The organism is Ignavibacteria bacterium, assembly GCA_025612375.1.
Lineage (GTDB): Bacteria > Bacteroidota > Ignavibacteria > Ignavibacteriales > SURF-24 > JAAXKN01.
Genome location: JAAXKN010000007.1, coordinates 162,598 through 178,108, shown reverse-complemented (window position 1 = coordinate 178,108; position 15,511 = coordinate 162,598). Strand labels below are relative to the sequence as shown.

13 protein-coding genes are annotated in these 15,511 nt (G+C 44.7%); all 13 read left to right on the top strand.

Annotated elements, in window-relative coordinates; translation table 11 throughout:
- A partial coding sequence (locus tag HF312_07520; GenBank protein MCU7520053.1) for a TonB-dependent receptor occupies positions 1-1,230 on the top strand: 1,230 nt, incomplete at its 5' end.
- A gap of 28 nt (positions 1,231-1,258) precedes the next feature.
- Positions 1,259-1,912 carry a thiamine diphosphokinase gene (locus tag HF312_07515; GenBank protein ID MCU7520052.1) on the top strand — a complete coding sequence of 218 codons (654 nt, stop codon included), beginning with the start codon at positions 1,259-1,261 and terminating at the stop codon, positions 1,910-1,912.
- Positions 1,899-3,308: a sodium:solute symporter family protein gene (locus HF312_07510; protein ID MCU7520051.1), complete on the top strand. Its 1,410-nt coding sequence runs from the start codon at positions 1,899-1,901 to the stop codon at positions 3,306-3,308. The genes HF312_07515 and HF312_07510 overlap by 14 nt, the downstream gene beginning before the upstream one ends.
- Positions 3,309-3,564: 256 nt before the next feature.
- Positions 3,565-5,202 carry a CTP synthase gene (locus HF312_07505; GenBank protein MCU7520050.1) on the top strand — a complete coding sequence of 546 codons (1,638 nt, stop codon included), beginning with the start codon at positions 3,565-3,567 and terminating at the stop codon, positions 5,200-5,202.
- Positions 5,195-6,682: a DUF3808 domain-containing protein gene (locus HF312_07500; GenBank protein MCU7520049.1), complete on the top strand. Its 1,488-nt coding sequence runs from the start codon at positions 5,195-5,197 to the stop codon at positions 6,680-6,682. The genes HF312_07505 and HF312_07500 overlap by 8 nt, the downstream gene beginning before the upstream one ends.
- Before the next feature lie 148 nt (positions 6,683-6,830).
- Positions 6,831-7,445: a phosphoribosylglycinamide formyltransferase gene (locus tag HF312_07495; protein ID MCU7520048.1), complete on the top strand. Its 615-nt coding sequence runs from the start codon at positions 6,831-6,833 to the stop codon at positions 7,443-7,445.
- Positions 7,446-7,463: 18 nt separating this feature from the next.
- On the top strand, positions 7,464-8,978 hold the full coding sequence (purH, locus tag HF312_07490) for a bifunctional phosphoribosylaminoimidazolecarboxamide formyltransferase/IMP cyclohydrolase (GenBank protein ID MCU7520047.1): 1,515 nt from the start codon (positions 7,464-7,466) through the stop codon (positions 8,976-8,978).
- 8 nt (positions 8,979-8,986) lie between these two features.
- Positions 8,987-10,012, top strand: coding sequence for a rod shape-determining protein (locus tag HF312_07485; GenBank protein ID MCU7520046.1), 1,026 nt, complete (start codon positions 8,987-8,989; stop codon positions 10,010-10,012).
- Positions 10,012-10,845: a rod shape-determining protein MreC gene (mreC, locus tag HF312_07480; protein MCU7520045.1), complete on the top strand. Its 834-nt coding sequence runs from the start codon at positions 10,012-10,014 to the stop codon at positions 10,843-10,845. The genes HF312_07485 and mreC overlap by 1 nt, the downstream gene beginning before the upstream one ends.
- Positions 10,845-11,333 carry a rod shape-determining protein MreD gene (gene mreD, locus HF312_07475; protein ID MCU7520044.1) on the top strand — a complete coding sequence of 163 codons (489 nt, stop codon included), beginning with the start codon at positions 10,845-10,847 and terminating at the stop codon, positions 11,331-11,333. The genes mreC and mreD overlap by 1 nt, the downstream gene beginning before the upstream one ends.
- Positions 11,330-13,420: a penicillin-binding protein 2 gene (gene mrdA, locus HF312_07470; protein MCU7520043.1), complete on the top strand. Its 2,091-nt coding sequence runs from the start codon at positions 11,330-11,332 to the stop codon at positions 13,418-13,420. The genes mreD and mrdA overlap by 4 nt, the downstream gene beginning before the upstream one ends.
- The gene (gene rodA / locus HF312_07465; protein ID MCU7520042.1) at positions 13,398-14,645 is read left to right on the top strand and encodes a rod shape-determining protein RodA; all 1,248 of its coding nucleotides are present in this window, start codon (positions 13,398-13,400) and stop codon (positions 14,643-14,645) included. Before mrdA ends, rodA begins: the two co-directional genes overlap by 23 nt.
- Before the next feature lie 26 nt (positions 14,646-14,671).
- The gene (gene pyrF, locus HF312_07460) at positions 14,672-15,487 is read left to right on the top strand and encodes an orotidine-5'-phosphate decarboxylase (protein ID MCU7520041.1); all 816 of its coding nucleotides are present in this window, start codon (positions 14,672-14,674) and stop codon (positions 15,485-15,487) included.
- Positions 15,488-15,511: the final 24 nt, after the last annotated feature.

Sequence of the window (15,511 nt, the reverse complement as noted above, 5' to 3'; positions counted from 1 at the left end):
CTCATACGCGCGCAGGTGGAAAACAGGCAGTACGGCTGGATACCGCGCCTGAGAATAGATCACGGAACGGGGGAACTTGTTCTTGGAGCCGAGTTCCGCCAGCACAGCTCACTGCACTGGGGAGCAATAAACTATGCAGACAATCTGCCGGATGGAGTGGATAAAAACTACAGGTATTACCAGTACCGCGGGGGAAAAGATATCTTTAACGTATTTGCGCACGAGAGCTATAACTTTTCACCCAGGATGAACCTATTAGCAGAGCTTCAGCTGGCGTACTTTAAGTACAGGCTTTATGATGAAAAGTATCTTGGAAACGATTTCAAGATAGAGGATGTGTTCTTAAACCCAAGGCTCGGCTTTAACTACAAGCTGTCAACTGAAGAGAACATTTACCTGACGGCAGCCCGTGTAAGCCGCGAGCCGAGGCTGGTTAACTACTACGATGCAGCCGAATCAAGCGGAGGATCTGAGCCGCAGTTTGCAAGGACCGCTGCGGGAGCATATGATTTTTCAAATCCACTGGTCAAGCCTGAAACGATGAACGACCTGGAGGCCGGAACCTCATATGTGGGCAAATGGTATTCCTTAGGCGTCAACGCGTTTTATATGCTATTCAGCAATGAGATCGTAAAACAGGGGCAGGTGGACCGCTTCGGCCAGCCCGTTACGGGAAATATGGATAAAACCGTGCATTCAGGAGTTGAGTTAAACGGAGTAGTAAAACTAAACGGAAACCTTGAATTTGCACTGACCGGGACGTACAGTAAAAATCATATCTCGAGCGGTAAGACATTTATAACATATACCGATCCCGCAACGGGTGAAGAGACTGTGGCCTCACTTAAACTGGACGGGAACAGGATCAGCGGATTTCCGGACGTGCTTCTAAACGGATCCCTTAAGCTGACCTTGGGAGGCCTGACTTCTGTAATAACGGGAAGATATGTCGGGAAGTATTATTCTGACAATTACGATAAAAACCTGGGGTCGTATCTTGCGGCCTATCCGGGCTTCAACTCATACAGCGATAACGTGGTTGAGGCCTATTTTGCGGCCGATCTTTTTATGAGCTACGAGGTAAAAATGCCCGAGGCGTCGAACACACTAAAAGTTTCGGCCAGGCTGAACAACATCTTCGACACGCTTTACGCTTCTTACGCCATAGGGGGAGAGTTCTTCCCGGCTGCAGAACGCAACTTTATAGTAGGATTACAGCTGGGTTTATAGTAAATTAAGGGCTATTTTAAGGCAAAAAATGAAAAAATGCATAATAATTGCAAACGGTAAGGCTCCAAAGAAAAGCATCTTCCCCTTCTTAAAAGGGGAAGGGTATTCAACCATTATCTGTGCTGACGGGGGAGCCAACAGCGCAAAAAGGCTTAACATAATTCCTGACTTCATAATAGGGGATCTGGATTCCATACATCCCGATACGATGAAGTTTTATGAGTCGAAAGCTGTAATAAAAAGGGTTAAGAGCCAGGATGACACGGATGTGGAAAAGTGCCTGAAGTTTGCAATTAAAAATGGATTTAGTGAATGCGTCCTGACGGGCGTAATTGGCGACCGTCTGGATCATTCATTCAGCAATCTGGGCATTGTCCTGAGATATTCAAAGCTGATTTCGCTTAAAGTAATCAGTGAAAGGTCATTTCTCACGGTTCACAAAGGGAACTTCTGCCTGAAGGCAATTCCGGGCGAGACGATTTCTATCTATGCTTTCGACAGGAAAACAAAAATAAGCTCAACCGGGCTTAAGTATGAACTCCTTAACGCCACGCTGCCATACGGCCTGAGGGAAAGTACAAGCAATGAGGCCGTTTCGGAAGAAGTGCACCTGAAGGTAAAAGGGGGGCTTATTTTTATTATTCGTGATTTTAACCTTGTAAAGAAGCATGATCTCTTTTAGTATCTGGGACATAGCGGTCATACTGGCATTTTTCCTGGTAGTTTTATTTATAGGGTTCCTGCCCGAGAAAAAAGAAACGGAGACTGCCGAGGGGTATCTTTTATCCGGAAGAAAAGTCGGGCTTTTCCTTTTTATACTGACAAACGTTTCAACCTGGTACGGCGGAATCCTGGGAGTAGGGGAGTTTACCTACAGGTACGGCATATCGAGCTGGTTTACGCAGGGGCTGCCTTACTATATCTTTGCCTTTTTGTTTGCCTTATTTTTTGCAAAGAAGATAAGAAGCGCTTCTTTGTTCACCATTCCCGATAAGCTCAGGAGCACCTACGGCAGCAAAGCAGCCCTTGCAAGTGCCGTGCTTCTTTTTATACTTGTTTCACCGGCTCCCTATCTTCTTATGATCGGGAGCCTTATAAGCATGATCTTCAGGATCAATATTTTCTGGAGCCTTGTTCTGGCAACGCTTCTTTCTGCAGTGTACCTGTTAAAAGGGGGCTACCGTTCGGACCTTCTGACAGATGCCTTTGAGTTCTTCGTCATGTTTGCCGGATTTATAGTCATTATGGCAATTGCTTACACAAGGCTGGGTGACTTTTCATACTTAAAGATAAATCTTCCTCCAGGGCATTTAAGCTTAAGCGGCGGGGCGTCTTACACGTATATACTTGTGTGGTTTTTAATTGCGCTGTGGACATTTACAGACCCGGGTTTTCACCAGAGGTGCTATGCTGCAAAGAACGGGGATGTGGCGGTTAAGGGGATAATTATTTCAATATTCTTCTGGGCTTTGTTCGACTTTCTAACGACATTTACCGGTCTATACTCAAGGGCAGCGCTGCCCGGGCTTAAGACTCCAGTAATGTCTTTTCCCATGCTGGCTGAAAGGCTTTTAGGCCCCGGCTTAAAGGGTTTATTTTATTCGGCCATGTTTGCCACAATTTTATCCACATCGAACAGTTTTTTCTTTTTAAGCGGAACCACATTCGGGCGCGACTTTCTTTATGCAGAGAAAAAAGGCAAAGATGAAAGATTCCTGAAAAGATACACGATAATTGGCCTTATAGTTTCGGGTGTAATCTCAATTCTTCTGGCTTACTTTATCCCTTCTGTAATTGACCTGTGGTACACGATAGGTACAATATGCATACCCGGCATAATAATTCCGGTCATCTCGGCTTACTACCCAAGGCTCAGGATCAGTTCAGCCTTTGCGCTGACGGAAATAGTATTCTCCCCGGTAATAAGCATTGTGTGGTACATTCTGAGGGCTGAATTTGCAGACGTACCGGTCTTAAGTGAAACGGAACCTATGATCATAGGGCTTTTCTTTGCCGCAGCTGTGCACTCTTTCGGTATGCTTTATGCGCATAAAGAAAGGGTGAAGGAAGCCGTATGAGCAAATATTTACCAACAATCATCCCTTTTTTTCCCCTGTTTGTGCTTTAAGGTAGAAGTTTATTATTTTTTTAGGTAAGTTTAAGTCCAACATTAATTTTCATACTACATACAGTTCTATTTTATTTCCCGGGGATTATTTCATTTTATACAAGTAAAAGAATGCGCTGAAATTATGCATATTTCAGGAGAACTCTTTGGGGGAGATAAACTGTTCGATAATATTTGGTTGTATCACAAAATAAATAGAAATTCACATGAGCAATAAGAAGAAAGTAAAATACATCTTCGTAACCGGAGGTGTAGTATCATCACTTGGAAAAGGAATAACAGCTTCATCTCTAGGGCTTCTCTTAAAGCAAAGAGGATTTAGTGTAACGGTACAGAAATTCGATCCATACATCAACGTGGATCCCGGCACTATGAATCCCTTTCAGCATGGGGAGGTATATGTAACTGATGACGGCGCTGAAACGGATCTGGATCTAGGGCATTATGAACGTTTTCTGGACGTGAGCATGAGCCGTCACAACAACACCACGACCGGGCAGGTCTATTTTGATGTAATTACAAAGGAAAGAAGGGGTGACTACCTGGGGGCAACGGTACAGGTTATTCCCCACATTACAGATGAGATTAAAAGCAGGATGCGCCGCCTGGGTGAGACGGGTGAATATGATATTATCATTACAGAGATCGGCGGCACGGTAGGCGACATTGAAAGCCTTCCATTTATTGAAGCCATGAGGCAGCTGATGATGGAAGTCGGGCGGAAGAATGCAATAAGCATTCACGTGACGCTTGTTCCATATATAGCCTCGGCAGGCGAGGTAAAGACAAAGCCTACGCAGCACAGCGTTAAAAACCTCCTGGAACTTGGCATTCAGCCGAATATCCTGGTATGCCGCTCGGAGGAGAAGCTCACAAAAGAGCTCAGGGAAAAAATTGCCCTCTTCTGCAACGTCGATTCAAAGTCTGTTATTTCAAACTATGACTGCTCATCAATTTATGAAGTGCCGCTGGTACTTCACAAGCAGAGGCTGGATCAGACGGTTTTAGACCGCCTGAAGCTGCCGGACATAAAAACCAAGCTTGAGGATTGGGAAGGTTTTGTTGAGAAGGTTAAGAATCCCACGGGGCAAATTGAAATTGCAATTACGGGAAAATACACCGATTACCTGGATGCATATAAGAGCATCAGTGAAGCCTTCGTTCATTCCGGTGCCGAGAACGACGTGAAGGTCAGGCTAAGGTATATTAAAGCCGAGGACGTTGAGCAGGAAGATCCGGCAAAGTTCTTTAAGGGTATCAGCGGCCTTTTGATCCCGGGAGGTTTCGGGGAAAGGGGAATTGAAGGGAAGATCCGTGCTATTCAGTATGCAAGGGAAAACAACATTCCGTTTTTCGGCATCTGTCTTGGAATGCAGTGTGCAGTAATTGAATATGCCAGGAACGTATGCGGCATGAAAAAGGCCAACAGCTCTGAATTTGTAAAAAACCAGTATAACGTAATAGACCTTATGCCCGAGCAGAAGAAGGTTAAGAACCTTGGTGCCACGATGCGCCTTGGAGCCTTCCCCTGCAACATTAAGGAAGGTACAAAGGCCATGGAAGCCTACAAGGAATCTGAAATCTCAGAGCGTCACCGTCACAGGTATGAAGTAAACAACAGCTTCAGGGGATGCCTTGAAGAAAAAGGTATGACCTTCAGCGGGCTTTCGCCTGACGGGAACCTGGTTGAGATGATAGAGCTTCCGGGACACAGGTGGTTCTTAGGATGCCAGTTCCATCCTGAACTGAAGTCGAGAGCAACAAAAGCGCATCCGCTTTTCAGGGAGTTTGTTAAAGCTTCACTTGAGTATTCACGCAGCCTGGCAGAAGCAAAAAATGCTTAAAAAGTTTTTTATTCTCCTGTTCCTTTTATTAACGGCAAAGGTATCGGCTCAGAATGATGTTGTAGCTTCAATTTACCGCGGGCTGGGGTATTCATATAATTTTCAGCTGAAGGAGGCGGAAGCCGAGTTCCAGAAAATTATTAGCCAGTATCCCGATGACCCCAGGGGCTATCACTACAAGTCGAGCCTTTATCTTTGGGCTTTTATGGGCAATAAGGACCAGGCGGATTACAACAGGTTTATGCACCTGTCGGACCTGGCCATTGAGAAGGCTCAAAGCCTTTTAGACAGGCAGGAAAATAGTGAAAATGCGCTCTATGTCCTGGGAGCCAACTACGGTCTAAGAGCAATGGCATTTACAAAGAACAGCAATTCTCTTGATGCCGTCTGGGCTGCCAAGAAGTCAAGCAAGTACTTAAATGAGGTGCAGGAGCTCTATCCGTATAACAACGATATATATCTGGGCAAGGGGCTTTTCAGCTATGCTGTAAGTTTCGTCCCGGGTGTTTTCAAGTGGGCATTAAAGTTAGCCGGTTTTTCCGGGAGCAAGGAAGAAGGGGTTTATTACCTTAAAAAGGCGTTCAAGTACGGAAAGTACTCAAAGCCGGAGGCTGCATTCTTTCTTTCACAGGTATATTCGGAAAGCTACGGCGACTATGGTACTGCAGCCGGATATTTAAGGCAGCTCGTTAAGCAGTACCCTCATAATTCGCTTTTCCAGTACTCGCTGGCCGTGGTTTTGATGAAGGACAGGAAGCCCTCTGAAGCTGAAAGGACGCTGAAGGACATAATCAGGAGCAACAACACCAGATTTCAGCAGATAACGGCATACGCCAATTTTCTTCTTGGCGACATATCATTCCACAGGAACGATTTTTATCATGCCGTGGGGTATTACCAGAGATTTCTGACCGGAACGAGGGACTTTGATTATTCAGGAATAGCATATTACAGGACGGCCCTCTGCTACGAAATGACCAGAAACAGAAGGGAAGCTCAGAAAAATTACATCCTGGCCAGGAATGGGAACACTGATATTGCAGACGACATTTTTGCCAAAAGAAAAGGGGAGGCCTATTACGACCATCCTCTTTCCGTAAATGAGATTACGATTATAAAGGCCTCAAATTTGATTGAAGACGGCAGGTTTAATGAGGCTTATGACATGCTGAAGGGCATTATTTCAGGGCTTGAAAACGACAAGTTAAAAGGGGAAGCCTTTCAGTACTTAAGCGATGCGGCATTTGAAATGGGCAGGGTTGACGAGTCCATAGATTTTGCAAACAGGGCGCTTAAGACCGATACGAAGGAAGAAAAGTGGATTAAGCCTTTTGCCTGTTATTATGGAGCAAGGGCATACCTGAAGAAGGGAAACAAGCAGATGGCATCGAAACTGCTGGATAAGGCAGAATCCTACAGCAAGTTTGATTATGAGGCAAAGCTTGACGGCTTTGTAAAAGCCTTAAGGTGGAAACTTTAATTTTAGGGTTTTACCCCCTCTTAGTCAGGGATTGGAAATGTACTTTAAGGGATAGCATTTGGGACGAATTTTATTTGTTTTCCCCTTGAGATTACATTGATTATTTTTGTTTAAATGACTAACTTTCCAAACGTTAAAATAGAAGATAATGTTAAAAATAGCGGTATTTGTCTCAGGCAGGGGTTCAAACTTACAGGCTATTCTTGATGCGAAACAGAGCGGGGCGCTGAATGTTGAAGTTGCAGCCGTTTTTACCGACAGGCCGGAAAGCGGGGCGGTAGAAAAGGCAAAGCAGAATTCGATCCCGGTATGGTTTTTAAGCAAAGAAAAAAAGTCAGGTTCAGTTACCAACGAAGAACTTGCCGGTTTTCTGAAAGAATTAAAGGTAGAACTGGTAGTTCTTGCAGGCTTTTTGAAGCTCGTTCCTGAAGCCGTTATTGACATATTTGAGAACAAGGTTATTAATATTCATCCTGCCCTGCTTCCGTCTTTCGGGGGCAAAGGGATGTATGGCATGAATGTCCATAGGGCAGTATTTAACTCCTCAGCAAAGATTTCAGGTCCGACGGTCCATTTTGTTGACAAGATTTATGACAACGGTAAGATAATAGCCCAGAGGGCGGTTGACATTTCGGATGTCAGTTCGCCGGAGGAAATTGCTGAGAGGGTACTTAAAATTGAGCATGAGCTTTTGCCTTTTGTAATCGGGAAATTTTCAGAAGGCAAAATTAAAATAATAGATGAACGTGTTGTTGTTTTTTAATCACATTTTGGTAGAACGTTGAAAAAACTCGCTTTAATTAGTGTATCAGATAAAACCGGAATTGTAGAGTTTGCGCGTGATCTGTCAAGCCTGGAATACGAAATTCTAGCCACAGGCAATACAGCAAAACTTCTTATTCAGAATGGAATAGAATGTACTGAAATCAGCGATTTCACAAATTTTCCTGAAATTTTCTCAGGCAGGGTAAAAACCCTTCAGCCCCGCATATTCGGTGGAATACTGATGAGGCGGGATAATGAATCGGACAAGTCCGAAGCTGAAAAGAACGGCATAGTTCCAATCGACATTATATGTGTGAATTTATATCCTTTCCCGAAAGTAGTGGAAGAGGACCTGCCGCTGGAAGTAAAGATTGAGAACATTGATATCGGCGGCCCCAGCCTTATAAGGGCAGCTTCCAAGAATTACAAGTATGTTTCCGTATTGACCGATCCCAGCCAGTATGCTGATTTTACGGCAGAATTAAAGGACGGGGGGATCTCACATACCACCAGGCAGGCCCTGGCTTCAGCAGCGTTTTCCTACACATCATTTTACGATACTCTGATTGCGAACTTCCTGGAAAAGGCTTTTGAGCGTCCAAAGACCAATGTACGCCTTAACTTCCCCTTGTCGCAGTCTCTGCGCTACGGGGAAAACCCGCATCAGGCGGCTGCTTTATATGGAAACTTCAGCAAGTATTTTGAAATTGTGCATGGCAAAGAGATCTCCTATAATAACATTATTGATCTTGTTGCTGCTGTTGAGCTAGTGCAGGAGTTTGAAGGCACGGCCTGTGCTATAGTAAAGCACACTAATCCCTGCGGTGCAGCCTATGGCAGTTCGGTTCGGGATGCCTATGAAAGGGCACTTTCCTCGGATCCTGCTTCAGCCTTCGGGGGGATTGTCTCTTTCAACAAAGAGGTGGATAAAGAGACTGCAGAGAAATTAAACGAGATATTCTTAGAGATTATTTGCGCTCCGGGATTTACGAGTGAGGCCATGGAGATACTCGTAAAGAAGAAAAACAGAAGGTTAGTCAGAGTTTTAAGGTCCTTGTCAGATGAGACAATGCTTTATAAGAGTGTGCCGGGCGGACTGATAGCGCAGGCGAAGGACAATTCGAGGCTGGTAAAAGAAGAGACAAAGACAGTTACAAAGGTGCACGTTGCCGAAGGGGATTGGGAAGATCTTCATCTGGCATGGGTTGTATGCAAGCATACAAAATCCAATGCGATTGTTTTTGCAAAAGACCGGAAGATTCTTGGAGTCGGGGCCGGTCAGATGTCGAGAGTTGATTCGGCAAAGCTGGCAGTCATGAAGGCAGCCGAACACGGGCACAGTCTGGAAAATGCAGTAGCTGCTTCTGATGCATTTTTCCCGTTTGCAGACGGCGTTATTGAAATGGCAAAAAGCGGCATAAAGGCTGTCATTCAGCCTGGCGGCTCTGTCAGAGATGAAGAAGTAATAAAAGCAGCAGATGAAAATAATTTAGCAATGGTATTTACCGGAATAAGAAATTTTAAGCACTAAGAGGTTATATGGGAATATTCGATTTTTTTTCAACAGACATCGCAATTGATTTAGGAACAGCAAATACCTTAATTTATCTCAAAGGCAAAGGTATTGTATTAAATGAGCCGTCGATCGTTGCCTACGACAGAAACACAAAGAAAATAATTGCCCTGGGCAACAAGGCCAAGGAAATGCAGGGCAGGGAACATAAAGAAATCCGTGTTACACGTCCTATGCGTGACGGTGTTATTGCAGATTTTGAAATTGCCGAAGGGATGATAAAAGCCTTTATAAAGAAGGTAAGCAACGGTCCTATCTCCTCAAGAAGAATAATCATTGCCGTTCCGAGCGGTGTTACAGAAGTTGAAAAAAGAGCAGTACGCGACAGTGCCGAACATGCCGGCGCAAAGGAAGTTCATCTGATTGCCGAGCCGATGGCTGCTGCCATAGGTATTGGAATTGACGTTGAGGCTCCGGTTGGAAGCATGATCATTGATATCGGCGGCGGAACGACTGAAATTGCAGTAATTGCACTCTCCGGCATTGTTAACGAGGAATCGATCAGGATTGCAGGCGATGAGATGAATAACGCCATAATGCAGTTCTTCAAGAAGAATCATAACCTCTTAATAGGTGAAAGGACAGCCGAGGCAATCAAGTGCGAGGTTGGCAGTGCAGTGCCTCTTAAAGAAGAGATAACAGTACAGGTTAAGGGACGCGACCTTGTAGGAGGTGTTCCGAAGACAGCCGAGGTAAGTTCAGTTGAAATCCGCGAAGCCCTCAATGAGAACGTTTCGCAGATAGTTGAAGCCGTTAAGCAGTCCTTAGAGCGTACGCCTCCGGAACTTTCGGCAGACATACTGGACCGCGGTGTAATGATCACGGGCGGCGGGGCACTTCTCAAAGGCATAGACGAAAGGATCCGCATGGAGACCAATCTGCCTGTTCACGTAGCAGAGGATCCACTTACGGCAGTTGCCCGCGGCGCTGGTAAAACAATTGACAATTTAAATAAGTATTCCAAAGTATTTATTCGCAATAGAAGATACTGATGAAGGGATTCTTTTCTAAATTCTGGTTTGGGTATAAAGAATATATAATAGTAGTATTACTACTGGTGTTAAGCCTTTCAGTACTTTCGCTGAACAGCAAACCGGGAATAAAAAAGGTGAAAGCCTTTGCCTTCGGGGGGTTTGCTGTTTTAACTTCCGGTGTTTCCAAAGTAGTAGAACCTTTCAGTACCGCTTTTGAAGTTAAGAACTTAAGGGAGGAGAACGCCCAGCTGATGCTTCAGGTTAACCGCCTCAGGGAATACGGCATTCAGAACGAGGAGCTGAAAAAGCAGCTGGCGCTGAAGGATTCCTCAAAATATCCCTTAATTTCGGCCAAGGTTGTTTCCAGATTTGCCTCCACTTCGCAGGGTAATTTTATAATAAATGCCGGTGATGATGAGAGCGTTAAAACCGGAATGCCTGTCATAAACAGCCAGGGGCTCTTGGGGGTTGTAACTACGGTTTCAAAAGATTATTCTATTGTCAGGACACTTAGGAACCGGGAGCTGAAATTTGCTGTTAAAAACCAGAGGAGCCGTTTTGACGGTGTTCTTGAGTGGAACGGCAAGGAGCTGAGCATAAAGAATGTTCCGAAGACTTACGATATGGAGGTAGGCGACAGGATAGTTACTTCCGACTTCAGTACAAAGTTTCCTCCATCGATACCGGTGGGAGTTGTTGCCGGTGGCAACAGGGACAAGACAGGAATATTTAATAATATTGTTGTTACCCCTTACGCTGATTTAATGCGTATTGAACATGTTTTTGTAATTGCTTTTGTACCTAGCGTACAGAAGAATAATTTAGAGTTAAATTTAATTAAAAATAACTGATGCGTGCCGACTATATAATTGCAATTTTATTGCTCATCCCGTTAACTATCCTACAGCTGACGGTAATCCCCTTGTTTTCATACAATCAGATCGCTCCCGACCTGGTCCTGATCCTTCTTGTCTATTACACTTTAAGGATGGGGCAGATGCATGGGACGATTCTAGGCTTTATTTTCGGCCTGTTTTTCGACCTGGTTTCAGGAGGAATTCTTGGTAGCGCGATGTTTTCAAAGACACTCAGCGGATTTCTTGCCGGATACTTCTTCAACGAAAACAAGGTAGAGCTTAATCTGCACACATTTATGTTTTTGTTTATTGTACTTGTAATAGGCACCGTGGATTCCGTAACATATTCGTTTTTTGGAGGTGCGGAGACCAGCAGCAATATGCTGACATTGCTTCTTGTGCAGGGAGTGTTTCCTGCCATGTATTCATCAGTATTATCGTTACCTATGGTGATATTCCATTCAAGAAAGATATTCGCATGACAAGCAGTAGAAAATTTGGGACAGATGTAAGGCGAAGTATTTTATACTACGTCCTTGTTTCCTTTTTTGCCGTTTTAGTGCTGCAGCTGTTTAACATGCAGGTGATAAAGCACGAATTTTTTGACGGGAAGTCGGCTGACAACAGCATTAAAGGAATAGTGCAGACCCCTCTGAGGGGAGTTTTTTACGACAGGAATTACAAGATTGTTGTAAACAACAAGCCCTCTTATACACTTCTTATAACGCCTTCTAACTACAGCAGGAAACTGAACAATGTAATTGAGACCGTCATTGGTGCCGAGCCGGGCTATATAGATGAAATTCTGGCCGACAACGTGCAGTATTCGAAGTACCTTCCGATCCGTGTCCAGAGAGATGTAAGCTTTCAGGTTATCTCATGGATCGAGGAAAACAAGGAACAGCTTCCGGGCGTAAGCTACATTGTGGATATGGAAAGGGAGTATCCCGACAGCATTATGGCTTCTCACATGTTCGGCTACACCAAGGAAATCTCGCGCAAGCAGCTTGAAATGAATAAAGATTATTACGACATGGGTGATTTCGTCGGCAATAACGGCGTTGAAAAGACGTATGAAAAATACCTGAGGGGAATCAAAGGCGTAAAGTACATGCTGGTGGATTCGAGGAGGAAGGAAATCGGGCGTTTTAAGGATGGCCTTAACGACAAGGAATCTGTAAAAGGGGACGACCTGGTCCTAACAATTGATGCTGATGCGCAGAAGGCGGCCGAAAGGGGCTTTAAGGGACTTAAAGGGGCGCTTGTTGCAATTGAGCCAAAGACGGGTGAAATTCTGGCATTTGTAAGCTCCCCGCAGTACGACCTTAACAATTTTACGACTGTTACCCCGAAGGAGATCTGGAGGAACTTAAACAGCGATCCAGACAAGCCGCTATACAACCGTGCTACGCTTTCAGTCAACCCGCCGGGATCTACATTCAAGCCTCTGGCTGCTATTGCTGCCCTGGAAGAAGGGATTATAACCCCGCAGTCGATAATTAACTGTCCGGGCGGTTTTTATTTCGGAAGATTCTTCAAGTGCCACGGCGGACCACACGGCCCTTTGACGGTTGAGCATGCAATTGAAAAATCGTGCAACACCTTCTTCTATCAGCTGATATTGAGAATAGGTCTGGACAAATGGGCAGATTATGCAAGGCGTTTCGGCTTCGGTCACAAGACAGGTGTGGACATAAGCGAGGAGAACAGGGGAATCCTTCCCTCGACGGAATATTACAACAAAAGGTACGGTAAAAACGGCTGGACAAAAGGTTTTATTGTATCTTTAGGCATCGGGCAGGGTGAGCTTAGCGTAACCCCGATGCAGCTGGCGCAGTATGTATCCTTAATTGCAAACGACGGAAAGTCGGTTAAGCCGCACATGGTAAAAGGGTACGTTGATCCCGGGACAAAGAATCTTGTTCCCTTCAAGTTTGACCCTATTGATACCAGGGTAAGCAGGAAAACAATGGAAATTGTAAAGCACGGCATGTACCTGGTGGTTAACGGCGCCGGTACGGCAGGCAACGCAAAGATTCCGGGAATTACGGTTGCAGGAAAGACAGGAACAGCACAGAACCCGCACGGCAAAGACCACGCCTGGTTTATGGGTTTTGCTCCGTATGAAGATCCCAAGATTGCAGTAGCCGTGTTAGTTGAGAATGCCGGTTTTGGTGCAACCTGGGCGGCTCCTATTGCAAGGAGTGTAATGCAGGCTTATTTGAATAAATCGTCTTTACACCAGAATCAGGCTGTTGCAAAAAATCAGAATACACCAAAAGATCAGACTCCACCAAAAAATCAGGATACGCCAAAAGATCAGAATGTATCTAAAGGACAGACTGTAACCAAAGACCAGGCGGTAACCAAAGGACAGACTGTAAGCAAAGAAAAAACTATAACCAGGGAAAAGCCTGTGAACAAAGGACAGACTGTAACTAAAGAAGAGGCTGTCCTGAAAGATCAGAATGAACGTAAAATTAAAAATGCACCCAAAAACCAAACACCCAAGGGCCAAAAAGGATCCAAAGGTGAGGAGAAGATAGTTGCGGCCTCGAACAAGAATTGATTATCAGTTAGAAGACAGGTTTGATGTAATACTTTTCCTGTCGGTATTTTTACTGACGGGAATTGGACTGGTTGCCATATACAGCGCGACCCTTCACAATCCGTCTGCAAGCGGCAACTTTAATAAGCAGCTTTTCTTTGTTGGAGTGTCAGTTGCCATATTTTTTATTACCTATTATGCTTCGCCCAGGACCTTTAACCTTGTTTCTGTTCCCTCATATATTATTACGATACTTCTTCTTGTAGCGGTACTGGCAATAGGAAAGAGGGTATACGGGCAGAAGTGCTGGATTGACATAGGTCCTTTCAGCATGCAGCCTTCGGAGTTTGCGAAAGTAGGCACAATACTATTCCTTTCTATGTTCCTGAGCCGTGAGAAGACGAATATTGAGTCTATTGGGAGCATAATTGCGGGCTTTGCCATCGGTTTTATTCCCGTTATACTGATTCTGATGGAGCCTGATATGGGGACCTCCCTTGTATTTATTTCTCTTACGGTTGTACTCATGTTCTGGAAGGGGATCAGCCTTTTCGGGCTGTTTACGATGATTTCGCCGGGGCTTGCAGTCTTTTCCTCAATGTTCGGGACGCTGCCTTTTATAATATGCCTGGTTGCAATTCTAGCGGGACTATTCTTCTTCAAGAAGAAGCTGATTATAAGCGGGGCAATCTTTGCCATGAACCTTTCTGCCGGATTCATATTCAACATTGTCTTTAAGTACTTAAGTCCTCACCAGAAGCAGCTTATAGAAACGTTTGTGGATCCAAACAGCGATCCTCTTGGCGCGGGTTATAACGCAATTCAGGCCAAGGTTGCAATAGGTTCAGGCGGACTTCTGGGCAAGGGGTATCTTATGGGAAACCAGACCCAGCTGAGGTTTATTCCCGAGCAATGGACAGATTTTATTTTCTGTGTTATTGGAGAGGAGTTCGGCCTGATAGGGAGCCTCATTGTTGTAGGTCTTTTCTTCTTCCTTTTCCTCAGGCTTCTTAAGATTGCAGCACAGGCAAGAGGGAAAAACGAGTTTAACAGCCTGGTGACAGTTGGCACGCTGGCCATATTTTTTACACATTTTGCAATTAATATAGGCATGACGGTTGGACTGATGCCTATCATAGGCGTGCCGCTGCCTTTCTTAAGCTACGGCGGAAGCTCCCTTATGTCCAACATGTTCCTCGTTGGAATTGTAGCCAACATATATAAAAACAGAAAGCAGTACACCTGATAATTCAAAACAAACCCGGTTTTAACATGACTGCAAAGGAAAAACTTCAAAGTAAGCTGAACGAAGGAAAACATATAACGGTTGGGCTGGATACAGACGTAAAGAAAATTCCGCAGCACCTCTTAAATGAAAAAGATCCGGTTCTGAAGTTTAACGAGATCATAATTGAAAATACGAGCGAATACGCCTCAAGCTACAAGCTTAACCTGGCATTTTATGAAAAAGACGGAAGCCGCGGGCTGGAGATACTTCAGAAGACGGTAGAGGTTATCCCTGAGGGCATACTGATAATAGGGGATGCCAAAAGAGGCGACATAGGAAATACTAGCCAAATGTACGCCGAGAGTATTTTTGAGCACTTTAAGTTTGACGCCGTAACGCTTCACCCATATATGGGGCTTGACTCAGTGGAGCCTTTCCTTAAGTATGAAGACAGGTTAAGCTTCATGCTGGCTTTAACGTCGAACCCGGGATCAAAGGATTTTGAAAAGCTGGAGCTTAAAGGCGGGCGCTACCTTTACCAGGAGGTGATCTCAAAGGTAAAGGAGTGGAACAAGAAAGACAACTGCGGCATAGTTTTCGGCGCAACTAACGAAAAAGAGCTTTTGGAGAACGTCGGTTCATTTGGTGATCTGACGGTGCTTCTTCCAGGTATTGGCGCCCAAGGGGGAAGCCTTGAGGGCGTTGTAAAAGCATTTAAGGAAAGCAATAAAGAAAAATTCCTCATAAATGTAAGCCGCGGGCTAATATACAAGGATCAAAGCCGTAACTTCCATGAAGCGGCAAGACAGGAGATAATATCGTTAAATAAAAAAGTCAGTGAGATATGGACAGGACAGTGATTTTAAGAAAATAAAAAATGAGCT

Excerpts from the sequence above, each read along its gene's own strand:
- HF312_07515 (MCU7520052.1), top strand. The coding sequence starts at position 1,259 with ATGAAAAAATGCATAATAATTGCAAACGGTAAGGCTCCAAAGAAAAGC.
- HF312_07510 (MCU7520051.1), top strand. The coding sequence starts at position 1,899 with ATGATCTCTTTTAGTATCTGGGACATAGCGGTCATACTGGCATTTTTC.
- HF312_07505 (MCU7520050.1), top strand. The coding sequence starts at position 3,565 with ATGAGCAATAAGAAGAAAGTAAAATACATCTTCGTAACCGGAGGTGTA.
- HF312_07500 (MCU7520049.1), top strand. The coding sequence starts at position 5,195 with ATGCTTAAAAAGTTTTTTATTCTCCTGTTCCTTTTATTAACGGCAAAG.
- HF312_07495 (MCU7520048.1), top strand. The coding sequence starts at position 6,831 with ATGTTAAAAATAGCGGTATTTGTCTCAGGCAGGGGTTCAAACTTACAG.
- HF312_07485 (MCU7520046.1), top strand. The coding sequence starts at position 8,987 with ATGGGAATATTCGATTTTTTTTCAACAGACATCGCAATTGATTTAGGA.
- mreC (MCU7520045.1), top strand. The coding sequence starts at position 10,012 with ATGAAGGGATTCTTTTCTAAATTCTGGTTTGGGTATAAAGAATATATA.
- mreD (MCU7520044.1), top strand. The coding sequence starts at position 10,845 with ATGCGTGCCGACTATATAATTGCAATTTTATTGCTCATCCCGTTAACT.
- mrdA (MCU7520043.1), top strand. The coding sequence starts at position 11,330 with ATGACAAGCAGTAGAAAATTTGGGACAGATGTAAGGCGAAGTATTTTA.
- pyrF (MCU7520041.1), top strand. The coding sequence starts at position 14,672 with ATGACTGCAAAGGAAAAACTTCAAAGTAAGCTGAACGAAGGAAAACAT.